The sequence below is a fragment of the Candidatus Flexifilum breve genome, assembly GCF_016713355.1.
This window is the reverse complement of sequence record NZ_JADJPI010000021.1, coordinates 80,200-97,709: the sequence shown is the minus strand read 5'-3', so window position 1 is coordinate 97,709 and position 17,510 is coordinate 80,200. Positions and strand designations below refer to the sequence as shown.

Below are 17,510 nucleotides of genomic sequence, written 5' to 3'. Positions count from 1 at the left end.
TCCGCTGACGAAGGGAAAGGCTTTAAGGGATGCCTTTTTAAACATCCTCATGCTGCGCCCCTACGGTTATAGCTTCTGGGTGAAGTTAAGTTGTTACACGCCCCACACCCGGTGATCGCTGAGGTATTTGTAGGCATTGTCCGGGAACAGCGTGACGATCACGCCCGGTTCGCCGCGCTCCGCCAGCTCGTGCGCGATTTTCAGCGCGCCCACCGTCGCCGCCGCCGCGCTGATGCCGACGAGATAGCCTTCTTCGCGGGCGAGTCGCCGTGCCATGCTGTGCGTGTCCTCCGTGCTGATGCCGATCTGCCGATCCGGGAAGAACTCGTCGTAAATCCCCGGCTTGATAGCCGTCGGCATGTGTTTCAGACCTTCCAGCCCGTGGAACGGCGAATCCGGTTGGAGCGCGATGATCTGCACGTCGGGATGGTAGTCCTTGAGCCGCCGCCCGGTGCCCATCAGCGTGCCGGACGTGCCCAGCCCGGCGATGAAATGGGTGACCGCGCCCTCGGTCTGTTCCCAGATTTCCACGCCCGTCGAGTTATAGTGCGCGCGCCAGTTCGCCGGGTTGTTGTACTGGTCGGCGTAGAAATACTCGTCGGGGTGCGCGGCGATGAGCTCGCGCACCGCACGGATCGCGCCGTCCGAGCCTTCGAGCGGGTCAGTGAGCACGAGTTCGGCACCGTAGGCGCGCAAAATCGCGACACGTTCCTGACTGGCGTTGGCAGGCAGGAACAGCTTGACCTTGTAGCCCTTCGCCGCGCCGAGCATGGCGTAGGCGATGCCCGTGTTGCCGCTCGTGCTGTCGAGGATGGTTGTGCCGGGGCGGAGTTTGCCCGCCGCTTCGGCCTCGCGAATGATGTTCGCCGCCGCGCGATCTTTCACACTGCCGCCGGGGTTGGCCCATTCGGCCTTGGCGAACACGCGCACATCGGCGGGCAGGTGCGCTGTGATGTTGCGGAAGGCGAGCAGCGGTGTGTTGCCAATCAGCGCTTCGATGCTCGCCGCGTTGATGGTCGTTGGTGTTTGGTACAGCATGCGTCTAGGCCTCATACAAACAAAAAGCCGGCAGTAGAAATAAAAAAGCGCGGTGCTCCGGTCTGTTTACCGGGCGATCCACGCCTTCTACTGTCGGCTCGAAAGGTCGAGAGTTGAATTAACTAGCCGTCTGAAGGTCGCTGATCGCTCCGCTTCAGACAACAACATGCGCTCATGAAATACATCAGGAATGTCCTGTTTGGTTGATGTGATTCAGTGTATGCGATCAAGTTTGGCCTGTCAACTGACCGCAGTCCGTTTTTGCAGATGCTCACCGAATATTCAGGGTGCGGTTGGCAAGAAAATTGGTACTCATGAATAACTGGCAGGCCACACCTGAGGGTGTTGAAAAAGCCATTTGAAAAATCCGTTGTTTTCGCGTGTGTAGGAGCAAGGCACGCCCTTGCCCCTACAAGAGAAATTGCGAATATTCAGATGGTCTCTAAATGCTCCGTCCGGCAATTGATTGCAGAAAAGGAAGCGCTTTTTCGTAGGGGCGCACGGCCGTGCGCCCCTACAAACCCATATTCGACCATTGACCGGATGAAGCAGTTAGCAGGCTTTGTAGACGAAACCGTCCGCGCCGAGGTACATGCCGCCATCCACGTTGATGCACAGCTTGATCGAGTAGATGTGCGGCTTGTCCGGGTAGAGCACATCCGACATGTACTGGATGGGCGTGTGCCCGTGCACAATGTGTTGGCCGCCGTAGCGCCGCAGTGTCTCCGAGGCGCGCAGAATACCATCGGGGCGTGTTTCGGCGAAGGCGAAGCGCTGCGAGAACAGGTCGAGCAGATGTCCCCATTCGCCGAGTTCGTCATCGCGCAGGATGGCGCCGATTTCGTCGTTAATCGCGTCCAGCGACTGGCCGTAATCGCGGTAGAAGATCGCATCGGCGTGCATGAGCAGGTAATCATCGACGCGGGCCAGCGCCGGGAGATTGCGCAGCCACGCGATCTGCGGGGCTTTGATGCGCTGCAAATCGCGCTCCTGACCACCATTGCGCCGCCACGCGGCGGCCATGCCGCCCTGATTGCCGAAGCGATGCGCCGCCAGAAACATGATTTCGTGGTTGCCGAGCAGCGCGCCGACCGTGCCGCCCGCCACGCCCGCTTCGCGCTGCAAGCGCATCACCAGTTCGACCACGCCGATCCCATCGTCGCCCCGGTCGAAGAAGTCGCCTAGAAACCAGACCCGGCTGTCGCCCCCACACCATGCGAGTTCCCGATTGATGAGGCGCGCCTTCGTCAGCAGGGTGATCAGCTTGTCGCGGTGACCGTGAATATCGCCGATAAAGTAGAGTGCGCTCATGAGACATCCGGCACGACGGCAAATTCGAAGGGCGGCTCACCGTCGAAGAACTGAGGGGCTTCTACGAAAATTCCGCGCCCGGTCACGGCGACTGTGCCATCGGGGAGGGTCACACTGCCGAGCGTGAAGACCTTCCGGCCGTCCTTGCTCTCGATTTTGCCCGTGATTTGCACGGTCACGCCGAGCGGAACCGGATGCTTGTAGTCGAAGCTGAGGTGGACGGCCACCACCCGCGACCCGGACAGATGCGCCGCCGCGCCCATCGCTTCATCGATCAGCGCGGCCAGTGCGCCGCCATGCGCGTAAGCGGGCGGCCCGGCCTGGCGTTCGGTCAATGCGACCGCGGCGATCACGCTGTTATCGCTGTGCAGGCGCAGTACCGCGCCCATCTCATCTAAGAACTGTGATCCTGTGATCCGCATCAGCCTGTCCTTACTTCAGTGCGCCCGATTATAGCGAACCTTGACCCTGGTGGGAATTGAACGCCCGGTTCTGGTTTGGGGTAGTATCGGGACGGACTGGTTCACAGAGGATGCTGGTGATGCGGAAACTGATGCTGGTGGTACTGTGCCTGTGCTGGATCGGCGCGCTGGCGGCGGTCGCACAGGAAGCGACGCCCGAGGCGACCCCGGAAGCGTGGCTCGTAGACGGGGTAGAGCGCACGTATACGCTCTATGTGCCGGAGACGGTCAGCGACCCCGCGCCGTTGGTGATCGTGCTGCATGGGCGCTTTGGCACGGGCGCGCAGATAGCCGACTATTCGCAGTTCAACCGCGTGGCCGACGACGAAGGCTTCATCGTCGCGTATCCGGATGGGGTTGACGGGGAGTGGAACTTCGTGCGCGCTGTCCCCGGCTACGACGAAACGCGCGATGACCTCGCGTTTCTGGTGGCGCTCATCGATCACATTGCGGAAACGCAGGCGGTCGACCTGACGCGCGTGTATCTGGCAGGCTTCTCGAACGGCGGGTTTATGGTGCATCGCGCCGCCTGCGAAGACCCGACGCACTTCGCCGGGTTTGCCGTGGTCGCCGCGGCGGCTTTCGGCGGCATGCAGGACGTGTGTACCAGCGAACTGCCCGCGCCGATGATCCTGATTCACGGCACGGCGGACGAGAATGTCCCGTGGGACGGCACGGGCGTCACCCGGAACGGGCAGACGATCTACATCACCTACCCGATTGGCACGACGTTCAGCTATTGGGCATCGGTGAATGGCTGCGAACAGGACGCCACCACGCGCGATTTCCCCGCGCTGGACGCCGCAACCAGCGTGCGCGCGCTGACGGTCACCTGCCCGGAAGGCACGGCGGTCACGCTCTATGGTGTGCTGAATGGGGGGCACAATTGGCCGCGTCCGGATCTGGAGCCGTATTCGGGGTCAGGCGCGGTGAATCACGACATTGATGCCGCGCGGGAGATTTGGAACTTCTTCGAGCCGTTGAGTCGGGAACAAGGAAACAGCCTCACCCCCTAACCCCCTCTCCGAGCGGAGAGGGGGAAACCTATTTGCCTGTCTTCCCCTCTCCCACGGGAGAGGGGACTGAGGGGTGAGGCTGCAGTGAAGCGTTACGGCGCGCTGCCGTTCGAGCCGTTGGTGCTGCTCGGCGGCGTCGGCGCACCCGCGTTGGTGATCGCCGCGGTGACGCGGTTCGCCAGCCCGGTCAACTCCATGGGGATGACAAACTTAGTCGAGCTACTGCTGCCAACTGCGCGCAGCGTGTCGAGGTACTGGAGCATGAGCGTCTTTTCGTCGACGTCCTTCGCCTCTTTGAACAGGGCTTCCAGCGCCAGCGCGCGGCCTTGCGCCAGCAGCACCTGTGCCTGCCGTTCACCTTCGGCGCGCAGCACGAGCGACTGCTTCTCCCCTTCGGCCGTCAAAATGGCCGACTGCTTCTCGCCTTCCGCAACCATGATTGCGGCGGAGCGTTCACCTTCCGCCCGCGTGACGGTAGCGCGGCGTTCACGTTCGGCGCTCATCTGGCGGTTCATGGCTTCCTGCACGAGCTTCGGCGGTTCCACTTCGCGGATTTCGACGCGCGTCACCTTCAGGCCCCAGCGTTCGGTCACTTCGTCCAGCTTGACGCGCAGCACATCGTTGATGGCTTCGCGCTTCGAGAGCACATCATCGAGTTCGATATCGCCGATGACCGCGCGCAGGGTAGTCGCCGCAATGTTGAGCGAGGCTGCCACCACATTTTCGACTTCCAAAATCGAGAGCTTGGGGTTAACCACGCGGTAGTAGACCAAAAAGTCGATGTCGATGGCGGTGTTATCCTTCGAAATCGCCGTCTGCCGCGGAATTTCGAGGAAGCGTTCGCGCAGGTCAACGCGGCGCGCCGTTTCCAGCAGCGGAATGATGAAGGTGATCCCCGGTCCGCGCGTCCCGGCATACTTCCCTAACGCCAGTACGACCAACCGCTCGTATTCCGGGACGATTTTGACGATGCTCGACAGCAGCAAAAACAGGAAAATGACGAGGCCAATGACTAGAATAGGGGCAAGTTCATCCATGCGCTATATCTCCTCAAGAGGTTGGTGATGCTTCTGCTTCACAGCTTCAACGAATAAGGTCAAACCATCCTGCTCGACGACGGCGATCGCCGTGCCCGTAGGCAGAGGCATATCCGACCGCGCCGTCCATGATTCCCCGCGCACATACACGGTGCCGACCGGATCAATCGCTTTTTGGACATAACCCACCGCCCCAGTGATCGGCTCATCGTCGAGCATCGCCGGTTTCTGCTTGTGCGATTCGAGCACGCGCAGCAAGGCGTAGCGGTGATACAGCAGGGCTGCGCCGACGGTGATGGCGATCAGCGGGAGTGCCACTGAGACGCCGTTGGAATACAGCGTGAGGCTGCCGATAGCCTGCAGAATCAAGCCGGTGACGGAAACGAGCGCGAGGCGCTTTTCGATCAAGGGCATGACGAGGAAGCCGAGCACGCCCACCACCAGCAGCAGCACGGCCAGCCAATTGGTGGGGAGCTGAGTGAGCAGCGCAATCGCGCCGATCAACCCGCCGACCGCGAGCACCTCAATGATGCCCGTCCCCGGCACATAGACGGCGGTCACGCTCAACCACAACGCGGCTAGGAGTATCAGATAGACGATGTTCGGGTCAACAAGCATGGTCACGTCCTTTCAACCCTCACTTTGATTCATTATAACGCAGATGACGGTCACCCCACCCCCTAACGCTTAGGGGAGGGAGGTCAAGAATTGATTAAATCGGGTCGTGCCGGACCATCGAATATTTTAAGAAACAGCTAATCCGGACGACAGGCGGGACGGTGAAGAATAATTGCGCAGGCCTTGATTTTGGGAATATAATGCTCTCACGTTGGAATGTAATGGAAGGTACGGGCTTGTTACCGACCTCAATTGTGATGCCCGATTTGAAAATTAACCCGGAACGTCTGCACGCCGATTTCGTCGAACTCGCGCACATCGGGGCAACGCCTGAAGGCGGCATCAACCGCCTCGCTCTCTCAGCCAATGACATCCACGCGCGCGCGTGGTTTGCGGACAAAGTCGAAAGCGCCGGGTTGGCCGTGCGCGATGATGACGCGGGAAACCTGAGCGGCGTGCTCTACAGCGCCGAACCCGGCGCCAAGACGCTCCTCCTCGGTTCCCATTTAGACAGCGTCCCCAACGGCGGCCAGTATGATGGCTCAGTGGGCATTTTGTGCGCGCTGGAATGCCTGCGCACGCTCCGCGAAGCTGACCTTGATCTGCCGATTAATGTGGAAGTGATTGACTTCACCGACGACGAAGGCTGCTGGAAGTCGTTGTTTGGCTGCCGCGCGCTCACGGGCGCGCTGGCGCAGGAAGACCTCTCCGCCATCAATTACGGCGAAGGTTCGTTCCGCGCTGCCTTGATGCAGGTTGGGATCGATCCCCGGGCGATTTGGCGGGCAAGCCGCGCGCCGCAGTCGATTTGCGGCTATCTGGAAGTGCACATTGAGCAGGGACCGCGCCTGCATCGCGAAGGCGTCAACATCGGCGTCGTAAGCGGCATCGTCGGGCGTACCACCCACCGTGTGACCTTCTTCGGTCAGGCCGGGCATTCGGGCACGACCGACATGTACAAACGTCGGGATGCGCTCCGCGGCGCGGCGCTGTTCATCGTCCGCGCGCATGACCTCGTCCGCGAACGCTACGGCGACGGCATTTTCAACTGTGGCGACGTCACGGTCGAGCCGGGCATGTTCAACGTCATTCCGAGCAAAGCCTGTCTCACCGTCGAGTATCGCCACGTGAGCGAAAAGCTGATGGCGGAAATGGAAACCGCCATTACGTCGCTCGCTCACCAGTGCGCCGCTACCTACGGTCTCGCCGTAGAAACTGAAGAGATTGCCCACATGCCAGCCGCTTCTTTAGCGGCTGGTATGATTCAGCTTCTCGAAGGGGTCTGCGACGACCTCGATTTGTCGCATAAGCGGCTTGTCAGCTACAGCGGGCATGCGCCGCAAATTCTCGCCGATTTCACCGATACGGGCATGATCTTCATTCCATCTGTCAACGGCATCAGCCATCACCCGGACGAATACACCGACTGGCCGGATGTCGTCAACGGCGCGAATGTGCTCCTGCAGGCCATTCTGCGCTTGGCGCACCGAAACTAACCGGACTCAACCTTAACCCAACTCCCTCTCCTTGAAGAGAGGGTAACTGCCCAAGGCAGAGGGAGTGCATTTTTAACTTATATATGTGGAGATACTCATGGTTCCTCGTCTGGAGGGGCATTTACCGGAACTGCTGCCGTTCGCCCGCGAACTCGCCGATGCGTATCACCGCGAGGTGATCACGACATGGGAAGCGTGGCACGAGCGCATCAGCCTGTGGTGGACGCCAGAACGCCTCGAAACGGCGGATCGCGTGATCCCAGGCTGGCGGCTGATGGCGACACATCCCTTTGGCAGCAATCTCGTGCATGTGACCTCGGTCGTGGTGGCGCTGCTCATGCTGCCCGAATACGCCGAACTTACACCCGACCAGCAGCGCTTAGTCGAATGGATCGTCATCTTTCACGATGTGGCCAAGCGGCGGCAGCTCGGCGTACGCGATCATGTGCATACGTTCCGATCAGCGGCGATCACGGGCGGGGCGCTCTCCGCGCTCGGTTTCCCCGTCAATGGCGACGATGAAGCGGTGCTGCGTTGGTCACGTCTGACCTATGACGCGGCGACCACGAACGCCAAGGGCGAGCCGATCCCCGACAATGCCAAACTGCCCGCGATCACCGATGGCATCCGCGCATTGTTCGGCTGGGACACCTCGACGGGGTTGATCGTGCGCGGCGTGCTGCATCACCAGACAATCACCAATGTTGAAGACGATCCGCAGGCCGCCGAACTCACACCCGACGAAATCCGCCGCTACATCAGCCCGGCGCTGCTGCCCATTCTGCGCGTGTTTTACCTTGCGGACTGCGACGCGTGGGTGCTGTTTGACCTAGACAACCGGTCGCAGTGGCGGCAGAGTACGCTCAACGTGTTCGCCGCCGTCGCGCGGTTGCTTGCCTAGGAACATCACGATGTGTGCCTGGCGCATTGCCTGATCAACCTCTGTCCGCTTTCCCCTTTTGACGCGATGCCGATCTCCCAGGCTTAAGGGCTAGAAACAAACGTTTCTCCCGGGGCCGCCCCACAACATGTCCACAAAACCGGCCCCAGCACGAGACCGAACACCGAGTCCACCCCCCACACAACCCCCCCCCCCCCTAACCCCGCCCCCCCAAAGAACCCGCATCAACAACCCGGCCCCACAAACATGGCAAAAAAAAACGGAGGGATCCAACCCAGCCCCAGAAAAACCATCCCAAGCCCCCCCGCTCCCCGGGCCCCCCCCCCCCAATGGGTGGTCCCCCTTTGACGGCCCCGCGCACAAAGGCGCGTACCCTGAGTCGTGGTATCAGTACATGGGAATGACGCAAATGGCAGCGCAAGAAACACTGCGCCTCGTGACCGAGCTCGACGGCGAAACGGCGATCAAGCTGTGGCTCAAGGGACTGGGGATCGAGTCGGTGGTGAAAACGGAAGTGGAAGAGCGCGTGGTCTACTGGGCGGACGGCCCGGGCATGATCCTCATGGCGGCGGAAGTCAGCCAGCGCGCGCGGGAGTGGATGGGCGCGACCTTCGGCTTACCGGCGACGCTCGAAATCGGCTTTGAGCTGGACGCGTGCCGCGATCGTTCCTCGCCGCGCACGACGATCATCAAGGGGACGCTTGAATTCCTCAAGCAGACGGGCGCAGATGGCGGCTTATGGTTTGACACCAACAAGACGCTCGTGCTCATCAAGCGCGGGGGCGAACTGACGCTCGATGCGAATGACAGCGTGTGGACAGCGGCGCGCCTCAACCTCATCGCCGAGCCGTACACGCAAGAAGCGCTAAAAGCATATTAGCGATTAGCGATTAGCGATTAGCCAAGAGCCGGTGCTAATGGCTAAATGCTAACAGCTAATCGCTGCTGTTCTCACACTGTCGGGCGAATGACCGACAACACGCGCCCCTGCACCTGACAGTGCGCCGCCGAGACGTAGATCGCGTCCATCGTCGGGTGCGCGGGCTGCAAACGGACGCGCTCGCCTTCGTTATAGAAGTACTTGAGCGTGGTTTCGCCACGTTCGTCTAGCCACACCGCGACCATGTCGCCGTTGTTGGCCGTCGCCTGCTTGCGGAAGATGACGATGTCGCCATCGCTGATCATGGCGTCGATCATCGAATCGCCGCGCACCTTGAGCGCGAAGACTTCCGCCGGTTCGACGCCGCGCAGCAGCATGGGCGCGACTTCCACCGCGTCGCCGCTCTCCTGCGAGTCGTTGAACACGGGAATCGGCTGCCCGGCGACGATGCTGCCCGCCATCGGCACGCGCAGCACCTGCGGTGCGCTGAACACGGGCTGAACCGTCCCCTTCTTGCCATTCTTGACCAACCGCAGCCCGCGCGATGACCGCGCCGACCGCGCCAGATACCCCGCCGTCACCAGCTTGTTCAGGTTGTAATTGACAACCGACGTCGAAGCGATGCCCGTCGCCTCGCCGATCTGGCGGATGGTGGGAGGAAATCCGTGCGTATCGATATAAGTTTCGATAAAGCGCAGGATGTTCCGCTGCTTCTCCGATAGTTTTTGACGATCTCTCATAGCGCACTCCATGTTCCGTGTAAATCAAAACATATTTTCGATTGTAGGCGAACGCTCGTTCTAAGTCAATCAATTTGTTTCATAAAGGTTATAATAGAGGGAAGAACTCTCATTTTTCCGGGTGAAATTCCGATGACCAGTCTGCTCCACAGTTTGCGCGAACGTGATGCTTTTCTGCTGCCGCTGCTGGCAGAAGTTTGGAAAGTGAATGTTGATCTGCTGGAGCCGCCCCAGATGATCGAGGCGCTCAACAAGGCGATGCTCGATCCGGCGCGCGCGGAGGCGATCTGGGAGACGCTGAACGATCGCGAACGCGGGGCGTTGATCGCGCTGACCACGCCGCCGTCGAATGGCAAAATGCCGGAAGCCAAGTTCAACATGGTCTTCGGTGCGATCCGCCAGATGGGCGCGGACAAAGCCGCCAAAGAGCGACCACATCGCAACCCGACGACGCCCGCGGAGGGGCTGTACTATCGCGGCTTGATCGGCCTCGGCTTCGAATTGGCGGAGACCGGACAACGGCGCATCGTCTACATCCCGTCCGATCTGGGATCGGTGCTGCCGCTGCACAAAACCTCCTACGATGATCTCCCCGAAGAGGATGACGACGATTTCCCGGTCGAAGAGGCCGAACCGCTGGCCGCGCTGGAACGCGTCGACAACGTGCGCCCGGCGGATACATCACTGGTCGACGACATGACCACGCTGCTGGCCTATCTCCAACTGCACGCGCCGCTGCTGGAACGTGACACGTTCGCCGCGTCCGATCTCACGGCGTTGGCGAAAGTGCTGCTCAACTCGGATCGCGCGCGGTTGGTGTTTCTGCTCAGCCTGGGCGTGGGCGCGGACTTGATCGAAGTGCAGGGTGGACGCGCGCTGCCCAAACGCACCGAGGCACGCCGCTGGCTCGGCGGCAGCCGCTCGGAACAACTGCGCAAGCTGGCGGAGACGTGGCGCGAAACTGGCGCCTACGTCGACCTGTGGCATGTGCCCGGTCTGCACGTCGAAACCGAGGCCGGGACGATGAGCCAGTATCACCCCGCCGGGGCGCGCAGCGCGGTGCTCGACATCCTCAAAACGGCCGTGCCCGCGCAGGGCTGGTGGTCGGTGGATGACTTCATCGACAACATCAAGCAGGACAGCGCCGACTTCCAGCGCCCCAACAGCGACTTCGACTCGTGGTACATCCGCGACAACGACGGCAAATACCTCTCTGGCCTCAAGGATTGGGACGCGGTCGATGGCGCGCTGCTCGACTTCCTGATCACGTCGCCCCTGCACTGGCTCGGCCTCGTCGATCTGGCGGAGGGCGCGGCGCGGCTGACCGCCTACGGGCGCGCCTTCCTCGGCTTGAGCGCCTACCCCAACCCGACCGAGACGGGCGAGAAGATCGACGTGAGCGCGGATGGCTCGCTCAAGGTGTCGCGCAAGGTCGCGCGCATCGACCGCTTCCAGATCGCACGCTTCGCGACATGGCTCGGCATCGAGAACGGCGGCTACCTGTACAAAATCGACACGGACAGCATCAACCGCGCCGCCGGGCAGGGCATCAACACCGGGCATATCGCCGCCTTCATCAGCCGCGCGACCGGGGATGCGCCGCTGCCCGCCGCCCTCGCCAACTTGCTCAACAACTGGAAGGCGGGCGCGGTCGCCAGCGTGCAGTTCGAAAAAGTGACGATGCTGCGCACCACCGCGCCGGAGATCATGAAGCTGATCATGGAGACGCCCGCGCTGCGCCGCTTTATGGGCGCGCAGTTGGGCGAGATGGCGGCGATTGTGCGCACGGACAACCTCAACGACCTGCGCGACGCGCTCGGCGGGCACGGCATCCAAGCGGATATCATCGGGGGGTAGGTCATTTTTAGGATAAAATTCATAATTGATAATGTATCTTCTCGTCACTCCCTTGCTATACTGGCAGGGAAGATTCATTTTCCTGCTTAGAGGAGACCTACGAGAATATGCACCTGCAATCGTCGAAGTTTTCGAGGATCGTTTTCATCACGCTGTTTGTCAGTTTATTGGCGCTTCCATTGTCAGCGGTATTGGCTGGAACGTTGGTCGCGCCCGTCACTATGGGTGTGACGTGTACGGGAATCACCTTTACTGGTGGTGGTGAGTTGGCATGGGATCGGGATAACACGGGCACCGGGCTTGAACGTCTGGTGCTCGAAGCCCGCGATGGCAGCGGGAATGTGATCTTTTATGCGGAAGATACACGGTCTGTCGGCACATCTGCTATCGGTTTTTCTCCCATCTACCCATATGCATCTGCCCCGCAGACCAATTCGATCACGGCGCGTTTATATAGCCCGGCGGGAAATGGTTTGTCTGAACAAATGATTCTGAGTGTGACGGGGGATTGTCCCGGACTGCCCAGCGCCAATCCGCCCGGCCCGGCCATCCCGGAGGGCTTCGTGCTGCGGACGATCATCTGTGAAACCCCGGTCTATAACATGGTAGACGGACAGGCGGTAGCTGGCAGTGTGATCCTGGCGGGGCAGACCTGGTATGTCGACCCGACGCCCGTCGCCGGCAGTGATGGCGAGCTGTGGACAGAAATCTTCACCGCCGGGTGGGTCAACGGTTTCATCTCGACGGACTGCATCGGCGGGTGACGCTTTCCCTACGCCGCGCGGCTGATCGCCTGACGCATGCGAAAATGACGATAGGCTGGTAACAACTAACCTCACCCCTCAATCCCCTCTCCGAAAAGAGGAGAGGGGATTTCAAGCGCCCCGTCTGTCTCCCCTCGCCTTTAGGAGAGGGGTCGGGGGTGAGGTTGCCTGTTTCACCGACCCGATCTGAAGTGGAGACACCCCATGCGCCGATTCGCCCTACTGCTCGTTGTGCTCCTCGTCGTGAGCGTGATTCCCGCCCACGCGCAAGATGACATCCCCAACACCGACGGCATTCCCGCCAACTGCGAAAGCTCCAGCCCTTACGCTGATCCGAACCTGTTCCCGCGCTACGCCAACGGTCAGCTCGCCTTGATCGACTGGTCGAGCGGTGAGACCGTGCGCGTGCTGGAAACGGACAGCGCCGCGCCGAACTTCTGGCTGCTCGGCTGGTCGCCGGACTGCCATTACCTCGCGGGCGGGCTCGGCGATGGCTTGCGCTACACGACGATCCTCTGGGATGCGACGAACGGCGCGCAGATCGGCACGGTCGCCGATGGCTACCGCCGCCCGCACTTCCTGACGTGGTCGCCGCGGGGCGACGCGCTGGTGGTCGAAACCCGGCACGGCGCGTTCCTATGGGATTTGGCGACGGGCAATCGGCTGCAACTAACGATTACGTCGTACAATGCGCGGAGTTTTGCCCAGATCGAGTGGAATTATGCTGCGGGCACGCTGGATACTCTAAATCTTTTCTACAGGCCGATTATTTTCCGGCTGGACACCGGGCGACCAACGAACTTAACGCTGGCTGAGGATGAATACCCCGGCGGTTTCTTTGGGACGGTGACCGCGCCGAATGACCGCAGCCCCTATGTGTGCGGTGAAGTCTATCTGCCCAATATCTCGTTTCGGGTCTCCGAAGATCGGCTGCTGCTCAGGGATGATTTTACGAGTGAGACGCTGCAGGTCTTGGACTCCGATTTCGCGCAAGCGGTCAGCCGGGGCGGGGCGAGTGGAACCCTATCACCCAACTGTGAGTTCTACCTGGCGCTGCTGTATATGGGGCCAGAACGCCAGCGCCGCCTCGGCGTGGTGCTGCGCTTAAGCGATGGCGCGCGCCTGCACACGTTTTCCAACCTGCCGCGCTATTGGTCAACCGAGTTCGGCGATTCGCGTTGGACATGGCGCTGGTGGAATCAGCAGTGGGATGCGACGGGGCGCTACTTGCTCGTACAGACCCACGATGGCGCGCAGGTCTGGGACAGCGCGACCGATTTCACGTTCTACGTCACCACCGCGGCGGAGTCCCAGTGGTACGGCTACAGCGTGGATTCGTTCACGTGGGATCTGGCCAATGGGCGCGTCACGGTCGAGATGCTGCGCTCCGATGAAGTCCGCGTGTTCGACCTCGCGACGGGACAACGGGTGGAGTAACGGCTGCGCGCCCGCTACGTTTGAATCGGCGCAGGTTCGTAAGCGGTGAGCATCTCCCGCCACGCCTGCGGCATGGGCGCTGACTGATTGGTCTGATAGTCAAACACGACGATGGTGATCAGCCCGTTGGCGGCGACTTGCCATTGATCATCTACGCGCCGCACGATCACCTGCTCGGTGTCAAAGCTCTTGGTGCCGAGGCGCTTGGTGCGCGTGAAGACATGCACGTCGTCGCTGGCGTTGAGCGGCAGCTTGTAGTCGATGACGGCGCGCGCCATGATCAAGCCGAGCTTGTTCACGCTGCCATCCCACAAGGCCAGCGCGTTGAAGTAGCTGATGCGCGCCTGCTCAAAGTAGGTGAGGTAGACCGCGTTGTTGACGTGGCCGAGCGCGTCGAGATCTGACCAGCGCACAGGCATAGCGATGTGGTGCCGGAAGCCTTCCGGCGGCGTCATTGAAGTCATATCGTCATCCCGTTCCACAGTAGCGGTGATTGGCCGTAATGATAGCACGGCGCAGGTCAAGGAAGGGTGAATCGGTGCTGTAGACCTGCAAACGCACGACGTTCGCGTTCACCCACAGCGAGACGGGCTGCTGCAAGACCTGCCCAAACGTCAGCGGACAGCCGACAAACCCGCTGTTGGCGATCAACGGGCCATAGCGCAGGTCGAGGCTGACCAGATACTCCGCGCCGGAATAGCTGGACAGTGTGACAAATTCATCCGGGGCAGCATACACATTCCACAGATCGCCCACGCGCAGGGAGGTCGCCAGAAATAGCCGGTTGACGACATCGCCGTCGCCCGCTTTGGTGTTGAAATAGATGCCGCCTTCCCACACGCCGATCACGGGTGAGTCGGCGTGGTAGGCGTCGCTCCACATCCACGCGTACCACTTGTCGAAGCCGTAGTAATTGGCCGCTGATAGATCGCTCACGTTGGGGGCGCTGTTGAGCAGGGGCAGCGCTTCATCTTCTAGAGTCACGCCCGGCACAATGCCGTGCCAGCAAGGCTGTGCGTCGCAGCGGAAGAAATCGTCGACGACCTGCGCGTTGCTCGGCTGCTGGATGAGGAGCGCAGCCAGCACGGCGAAGACAATGGAGAGCACGAGACTCAGACGCAAGACGGGCAGAACCACAGGCACAACCTCGATAAACTAGATCACAGTGATCGCTCTGGTTGGCAGTTCCTGACCCCACCCCCGACCCCACGCCGCCGAATTCAGGGAGGGGAGCCAGCAGACGCGCCGTGCCAGCATTCTCCCCGTGGTATAGGTTGAAGGATTTGGTCAGACAAAATTCTGAATTTACGGCATAAGGCAGCGTCGCGACCCCAGCCCCACGCCACAGGTCCATTCTACCGGATTCACCACCCGTTCGGCTTGATCCGCCGGATTCAGCCAGTATTCCGCCCACGTCCCCTCGGCGACCCACCCGCGCGTGCCGTCTGGCGCTTCGATGCGCCACCAGTTATAGCTGCCATTGCAGCTCGGCCCGGCGATCACCGTGAGGCGGGTGCCCGCGAACAAGCGACCATGCACGCCCGTCGTCCGTGCCGGGAGCGCCCGCAGGTTAAGCAGATCGATGCCGGGCGCGACGACCGCTTCCGCGCCGACGTGCAGTCGCGAGCGCGGCGCGAGTGGGCACGGAGCAGTGGTCGATTCAGCAGAAGTCACCCCACCCGCCGAGGCGAGAACTGTTACAATCAGCAGCACAAGGAATGTTTTGGTGAACATGGGATGCCCTAGGAAAGCAAGTTATCAGTTGACAGTAAAAAAACATTGTCTCACCCCTCAATCCCCTCTCCCAAGGGAGAGGGGAGGCAGAAACTCAAGCGTTTCCCCCTCTCCGTTCGGAGAGGGGGCTAGGGGGTGAGGCGAAACTGATTACTGTTAACTGTAAACCACCTCGGCTCCGGTTCAAACGACGACTTAAGGACGATTAACATGCGCTTTTATGACGAAGGTGAAGCGATCACTTACATTTTCCGGTCGATTGCGCGGCTGCGCGATGTCGAACGCGGCCCCGACGAAGAGTCGCGCGACACGACGCCGACCAAGCAGTTGATCCAGATGGCAGACCTGCTCGACTACCCGCGCGAGTACGCCGTCGTGACCGGGAGCAAGGGCAAAGGCTCGACCACGGTCATCACGGCGAAATTGCTGCAGCACTTAGGGCACACGGTCGGCACGATCACCAGCCCGCACCTCGTCTCGTGGCGCGAACGCATCCGCGTGAATGGTCGCGCGATTCCGTCGGCGGATTTTGTGCGCATCCTCGACGGATTATCGCCCTACATCGACCAGATTGAGAGCACACTCACGGGCAAGCAGTACTTCAGCCCACAGGGGATCTTTCTGGCGGTCGCGCTGCGCTGGTTCGACGAGCAGGGCGTCAACGCGGCGGTGCTGGAAGTCGGGCGCGGCGGTCGCTACGACGACATCAGCGTGGTGCCCAACCGCCTGGCGCTGTTCACGCCGATCATGCTGGAGCATGTCAAGCAGTTGGGGCGCACGATTGAGCGGATCGCGTGGCACAAGGCCGGGATCATCAAGCCGTACAGCTACGCTTACAGCGTGCCGCAAGCGCCGGAAGCCCTCGCCATGATCCAGACCGAAGCCGACGCGGTCAACGCGGAGTTCGCGTGGATCGCGCCGCAGGATATGGGCGAATATCTCGGCGAAACGGAGACCGGCGTGCGCATGCGCTACGGTCGCTACGGCGACATGACGCTCTCGCTCAAGGGCACGTATCAGGTCATGAACGCGACGCTGGCGATTCAAGGGGCGGGCAATATGCATGGGCGGCTGGCGGGCATTTCGCACGCGTCGCCGGAATACGTCGCGGCAATCCACACGGGGCTGGCGGATGTGAAGTGGTACGGGCGTATGCATAAGCTGCAGGATCGCCCGGCGATCTGGGTGGATGGCTCGACGACGGTGGTCGCGGCGCGCTCGGTGCTGGAGAGCATCCCGCTCACCACACCGCTGATCACCATTCTCGGCACGCCCAGCGACCGCGATTATGACGGTGTGTACAAGGTGTTCGCGGAACGAAGCGCCGCGCTCATCCTGACCGAGAGCAAGATCAACTTCAACGTGCGCTTCCCCGACCCGGACACCGCGCTGACCGCCGCCCGCCAGTATCACAGCGATGTGACCTATGTGCCCTCGCTGGATCGGGCGGTTGAGCTGGCGCGCGCCAAAGCAGGACTGGATGGCACAATCGTGCTGGCGGTCGCGCAGCCGCTGGTCGGCGAGGCGATGCTGCTGTGGGGCTTCAACCTGGACTCGATTTGACGCTTCGTCTGGCAAATATTCGCAGATAAGCGAGGTTATTCGCGGCCCCCCCATTCGTTATTGACCGGATCAGCATTTAGCCATGGTTTTGCATCTCTGCGGGTCGCTTTTGCGTATAGGGAGTTTGAGATGATATGTATCCGCATTGGGGGGAATCATGTGCTGTTTAATCACCATTCTGCTCCTGATTGGGCCGCGCGCCGCGGCGCTGTTGTGGGCGATCACCGATCAAGCGCGCTGGCAGGCCACGTTTGACAATCTGATCATTCCCATCATGGGCATCCTGTTTCTGCCGTGGACGACGCTGGCCTATGTCGCGGTTGCGGCGGGCGGTGTTGAGGGGATCGAATGGGTGTGGCTGATCATCGCATTCCTGATCGATATGGGCAGCTCCAGTGGCGGGGCCTACAAGAATCGCGGTCGCTTGAACCGCGGTCGCGCCTAACCGCTGACGGTCGCGCAGCCGCTGGTTAATACGGCGGCTGTTGGGCGGTAACTTGGACTCTATTTGCGATTGACAGCAGCGTGAAAAGTCGCAAGCTATAAAGCATCGTTTATACGACAACCTTACCCCGTGAGCGTCCGCTGTTCGCAGCGGACGTGATTACGAGCGTGTCCAAAAGTGGCTTTTCCGACCCCACCCCCGGCCCCTCCCCG

General features: G+C 61.1%; 18 protein-coding genes. 9 read left to right on the top strand and 9 right to left on the bottom strand.

Features of this window, described 5'->3' with window-relative positions:
- Positions 1 to 93: 93 nt before the first annotated feature.
- From IPK17_RS18890 to IPK17_RS18880, 3 genes are all read right to left on the bottom strand, one after another.
- A complete protein-coding gene (locus IPK17_RS18890; protein WP_343419246.1) occupies positions 94 to 1,038 on the bottom strand; it encodes a PLP-dependent cysteine synthase family protein in 945 nt (314 codons plus the stop codon).
- A gap of 552 nt (positions 1,039 to 1,590) precedes the next feature.
- Positions 1,591 to 2,349, bottom strand: a complete 759-nt coding sequence (locus IPK17_RS18885; protein WP_343419245.1) for a metallophosphoesterase — start codon at positions 2,347 to 2,349, stop codon at positions 1,591 to 1,593.
- The gene (locus IPK17_RS18880) at positions 2,346 to 2,771 is read right to left on the bottom strand and encodes a PaaI family thioesterase (protein WP_343419244.1); all 426 of its coding nucleotides are present in this window, start codon (positions 2,769 to 2,771) and stop codon (positions 2,346 to 2,348) included. Before IPK17_RS18880 ends, IPK17_RS18885 begins: the two co-directional genes overlap by 4 nt.
- Before the next feature lie 119 nt (positions 2,772 to 2,890).
- Here IPK17_RS18880 and IPK17_RS18875 point away from each other — a divergent pair, with 119 nt between their 5' ends.
- Entirely contained in the window at positions 2,891 to 3,826 is a 936-nt protein-coding gene (locus tag IPK17_RS18875) for an extracellular catalytic domain type 1 short-chain-length polyhydroxyalkanoate depolymerase (RefSeq protein WP_343419243.1), read from the top strand.
- 92 nt (positions 3,827 to 3,918) lie between these two features.
- Here IPK17_RS18875 and IPK17_RS18870 read toward each other — a convergent pair whose 3' ends face one another.
- Both IPK17_RS18870 and IPK17_RS18865 read right to left on the bottom strand, forming a co-directional pair.
- Positions 3,919 to 4,863, bottom strand: a complete 945-nt coding sequence (locus IPK17_RS18870; protein WP_343419242.1) for an SPFH domain-containing protein — start codon at positions 4,861 to 4,863, stop codon at positions 3,919 to 3,921.
- 3 nt (positions 4,864 to 4,866) lie between these two features.
- Positions 4,867 to 5,481: an NfeD family protein gene (locus IPK17_RS18865; protein ID WP_343419345.1), complete on the bottom strand. Its 615-nt coding sequence runs from the start codon at positions 5,479 to 5,481 to the stop codon at positions 4,867 to 4,869.
- A 257-nt stretch (positions 5,482 to 5,738) separates the two neighbouring features.
- Here IPK17_RS18865 and IPK17_RS18860 point away from each other — a divergent pair, with 257 nt between their 5' ends.
- The 3 genes from IPK17_RS18860 (at position 5,739) to IPK17_RS18850 (ending at position 8,758) form a co-directional block, all read left to right on the top strand.
- Positions 5,739 to 6,977, top strand: a complete 1,239-nt coding sequence (locus IPK17_RS18860; protein ID WP_343419241.1) for a Zn-dependent hydrolase — start codon at positions 5,739 to 5,741, stop codon at positions 6,975 to 6,977.
- 97 nt (positions 6,978 to 7,074) lie between these two features.
- Complete coding sequence (locus IPK17_RS18855) at positions 7,075 to 7,878, top strand: hypothetical protein (RefSeq protein ID WP_343419240.1); 804 nt, start codon at positions 7,075 to 7,077, stop codon at positions 7,876 to 7,878.
- A gap of 409 nt (positions 7,879 to 8,287) precedes the next feature.
- Positions 8,288 to 8,758, top strand: coding sequence for a hypothetical protein (locus IPK17_RS18850; RefSeq protein ID WP_343419239.1), 471 nt, complete (start codon positions 8,288 to 8,290; stop codon positions 8,756 to 8,758).
- A 71-nt stretch (positions 8,759 to 8,829) separates the two neighbouring features.
- Here the strand turns inward: IPK17_RS18850 and lexA are convergent, their stop codons facing one another.
- Positions 8,830 to 9,498: a transcriptional repressor LexA gene (gene lexA / locus IPK17_RS18845; RefSeq protein ID WP_343419238.1), complete on the bottom strand. Its 669-nt coding sequence runs from the start codon at positions 9,496 to 9,498 to the stop codon at positions 8,830 to 8,832.
- A gap of 132 nt (positions 9,499 to 9,630) precedes the next feature.
- On the opposite strand from lexA, the gene IPK17_RS18840 reads away from it, so the two are divergent.
- The 3 genes from IPK17_RS18840 to IPK17_RS18830 all read left to right on the top strand — a co-directional run bounded on the left by IPK17_RS18840 (position 9,631) and on the right by IPK17_RS18830 (position 13,556).
- Positions 9,631 to 11,355 (top strand): hypothetical protein, encoded by a 1,725-nt coding sequence (locus tag IPK17_RS18840; RefSeq protein WP_343419237.1) that lies wholly within the window; start codon positions 9,631 to 9,633, stop codon positions 11,353 to 11,355.
- Between the two features lie 107 nt (positions 11,356 to 11,462).
- Positions 11,463 to 12,119 carry a hypothetical protein gene (locus tag IPK17_RS18835; RefSeq protein ID WP_343419236.1) on the top strand — a complete coding sequence of 219 codons (657 nt, stop codon included), beginning with the start codon at positions 11,463 to 11,465 and terminating at the stop codon, positions 12,117 to 12,119.
- A gap of 204 nt (positions 12,120 to 12,323) precedes the next feature.
- The gene (locus tag IPK17_RS18830; RefSeq protein ID WP_343419235.1) at positions 12,324 to 13,556 is read left to right on the top strand and encodes a WD40 repeat domain-containing protein; all 1,233 of its coding nucleotides are present in this window, start codon (positions 12,324 to 12,326) and stop codon (positions 13,554 to 13,556) included.
- Between the two features lie 14 nt (positions 13,557 to 13,570).
- Here the strand turns inward: IPK17_RS18830 and IPK17_RS18825 are convergent, their stop codons facing one another.
- From IPK17_RS18825 to IPK17_RS18815, 3 genes are all read right to left on the bottom strand, one after another.
- Complete coding sequence (locus IPK17_RS18825; RefSeq protein WP_343419234.1) at positions 13,571 to 14,020, bottom strand: acyl-CoA thioesterase; 450 nt, start codon at positions 14,018 to 14,020, stop codon at positions 13,571 to 13,573.
- A gap of 4 nt (positions 14,021 to 14,024) precedes the next feature.
- Positions 14,025 to 14,693 carry a hypothetical protein gene (locus IPK17_RS18820; RefSeq protein ID WP_343419233.1) on the bottom strand — a complete coding sequence of 223 codons (669 nt, stop codon included), beginning with the start codon at positions 14,691 to 14,693 and terminating at the stop codon, positions 14,025 to 14,027.
- Positions 14,694 to 14,861: 168 nt separating this feature from the next.
- On the bottom strand, positions 14,862 to 15,290 hold the full coding sequence (locus tag IPK17_RS18815; protein ID WP_343419232.1) for an SH3 domain-containing protein: 429 nt from the start codon (positions 15,288 to 15,290) through the stop codon (positions 14,862 to 14,864).
- A 210-nt stretch (positions 15,291 to 15,500) separates the two neighbouring features.
- Here IPK17_RS18815 and IPK17_RS18810 point away from each other — a divergent pair, with 210 nt between their 5' ends.
- Entirely contained in the window at positions 15,501 to 16,853 is a 1,353-nt protein-coding gene (locus tag IPK17_RS18810) for a bifunctional folylpolyglutamate synthase/dihydrofolate synthase (protein ID WP_343419231.1), read from the top strand.
- 157 nt (positions 16,854 to 17,010) lie between these two features.
- Complete coding sequence (locus tag IPK17_RS18805) at positions 17,011 to 17,298, top strand: hypothetical protein (protein ID WP_343419230.1); 288 nt, start codon at positions 17,011 to 17,013, stop codon at positions 17,296 to 17,298.
- Positions 17,299 to 17,510: the final 212 nt, after the last annotated feature.

Bases quoted from the DNA above. Each gene is read 5' to 3' on its own strand.
- IPK17_RS18890 (WP_343419246.1), bottom strand. From the start codon at position 1,038: ATGCTGTACCAAACACCAACGACCATCAACGCGGCGAGCATCGAAGCG.
- IPK17_RS18885 (WP_343419245.1), bottom strand. From the start codon at position 2,349: ATGAGCGCACTCTACTTTATCGGCGATATTCACGGTCACCGCGACAAG.
- IPK17_RS18880 (WP_343419244.1), bottom strand. From the start codon at position 2,771: ATGCGGATCACAGGATCACAGTTCTTAGATGAGATGGGCGCGGTACTG.
- IPK17_RS18875 (WP_343419243.1), top strand. From the start codon at position 2,891: ATGCGGAAACTGATGCTGGTGGTACTGTGCCTGTGCTGGATCGGCGCG.
- IPK17_RS18870 (WP_343419242.1), bottom strand. From the start codon at position 4,863: ATGGATGAACTTGCCCCTATTCTAGTCATTGGCCTCGTCATTTTCCTG.
- IPK17_RS18865 (WP_343419345.1), bottom strand. From the start codon at position 5,481: ATGCTTGTTGACCCGAACATCGTCTATCTGATACTCCTAGCCGCGTTG.
- IPK17_RS18860 (WP_343419241.1), top strand. From the start codon at position 5,739: ATGCCCGATTTGAAAATTAACCCGGAACGTCTGCACGCCGATTTCGTC.
- IPK17_RS18855 (WP_343419240.1), top strand. From the start codon at position 7,075: ATGGTTCCTCGTCTGGAGGGGCATTTACCGGAACTGCTGCCGTTCGCC.
- IPK17_RS18850 (WP_343419239.1), top strand. From the start codon at position 8,288: ATGGCAGCGCAAGAAACACTGCGCCTCGTGACCGAGCTCGACGGCGAA.
- lexA (WP_343419238.1), bottom strand. From the start codon at position 9,498: ATGAGAGATCGTCAAAAACTATCGGAGAAGCAGCGGAACATCCTGCGC.
- IPK17_RS18840 (WP_343419237.1), top strand. From the start codon at position 9,631: ATGACCAGTCTGCTCCACAGTTTGCGCGAACGTGATGCTTTTCTGCTG.
- IPK17_RS18835 (WP_343419236.1), top strand. From the start codon at position 11,463: ATGCACCTGCAATCGTCGAAGTTTTCGAGGATCGTTTTCATCACGCTG.
- IPK17_RS18830 (WP_343419235.1), top strand. From the start codon at position 12,324: ATGCGCCGATTCGCCCTACTGCTCGTTGTGCTCCTCGTCGTGAGCGTG.
- IPK17_RS18825 (WP_343419234.1), bottom strand. From the start codon at position 14,020: ATGACTTCAATGACGCCGCCGGAAGGCTTCCGGCACCACATCGCTATG.
- IPK17_RS18815 (WP_343419232.1), bottom strand. From the start codon at position 15,290: ATGTTCACCAAAACATTCCTTGTGCTGCTGATTGTAACAGTTCTCGCC.
- IPK17_RS18810 (WP_343419231.1), top strand. From the start codon at position 15,501: ATGCGCTTTTATGACGAAGGTGAAGCGATCACTTACATTTTCCGGTCG.
- IPK17_RS18805 (WP_343419230.1), top strand. From the start codon at position 17,011: ATGTGCTGTTTAATCACCATTCTGCTCCTGATTGGGCCGCGCGCCGCG.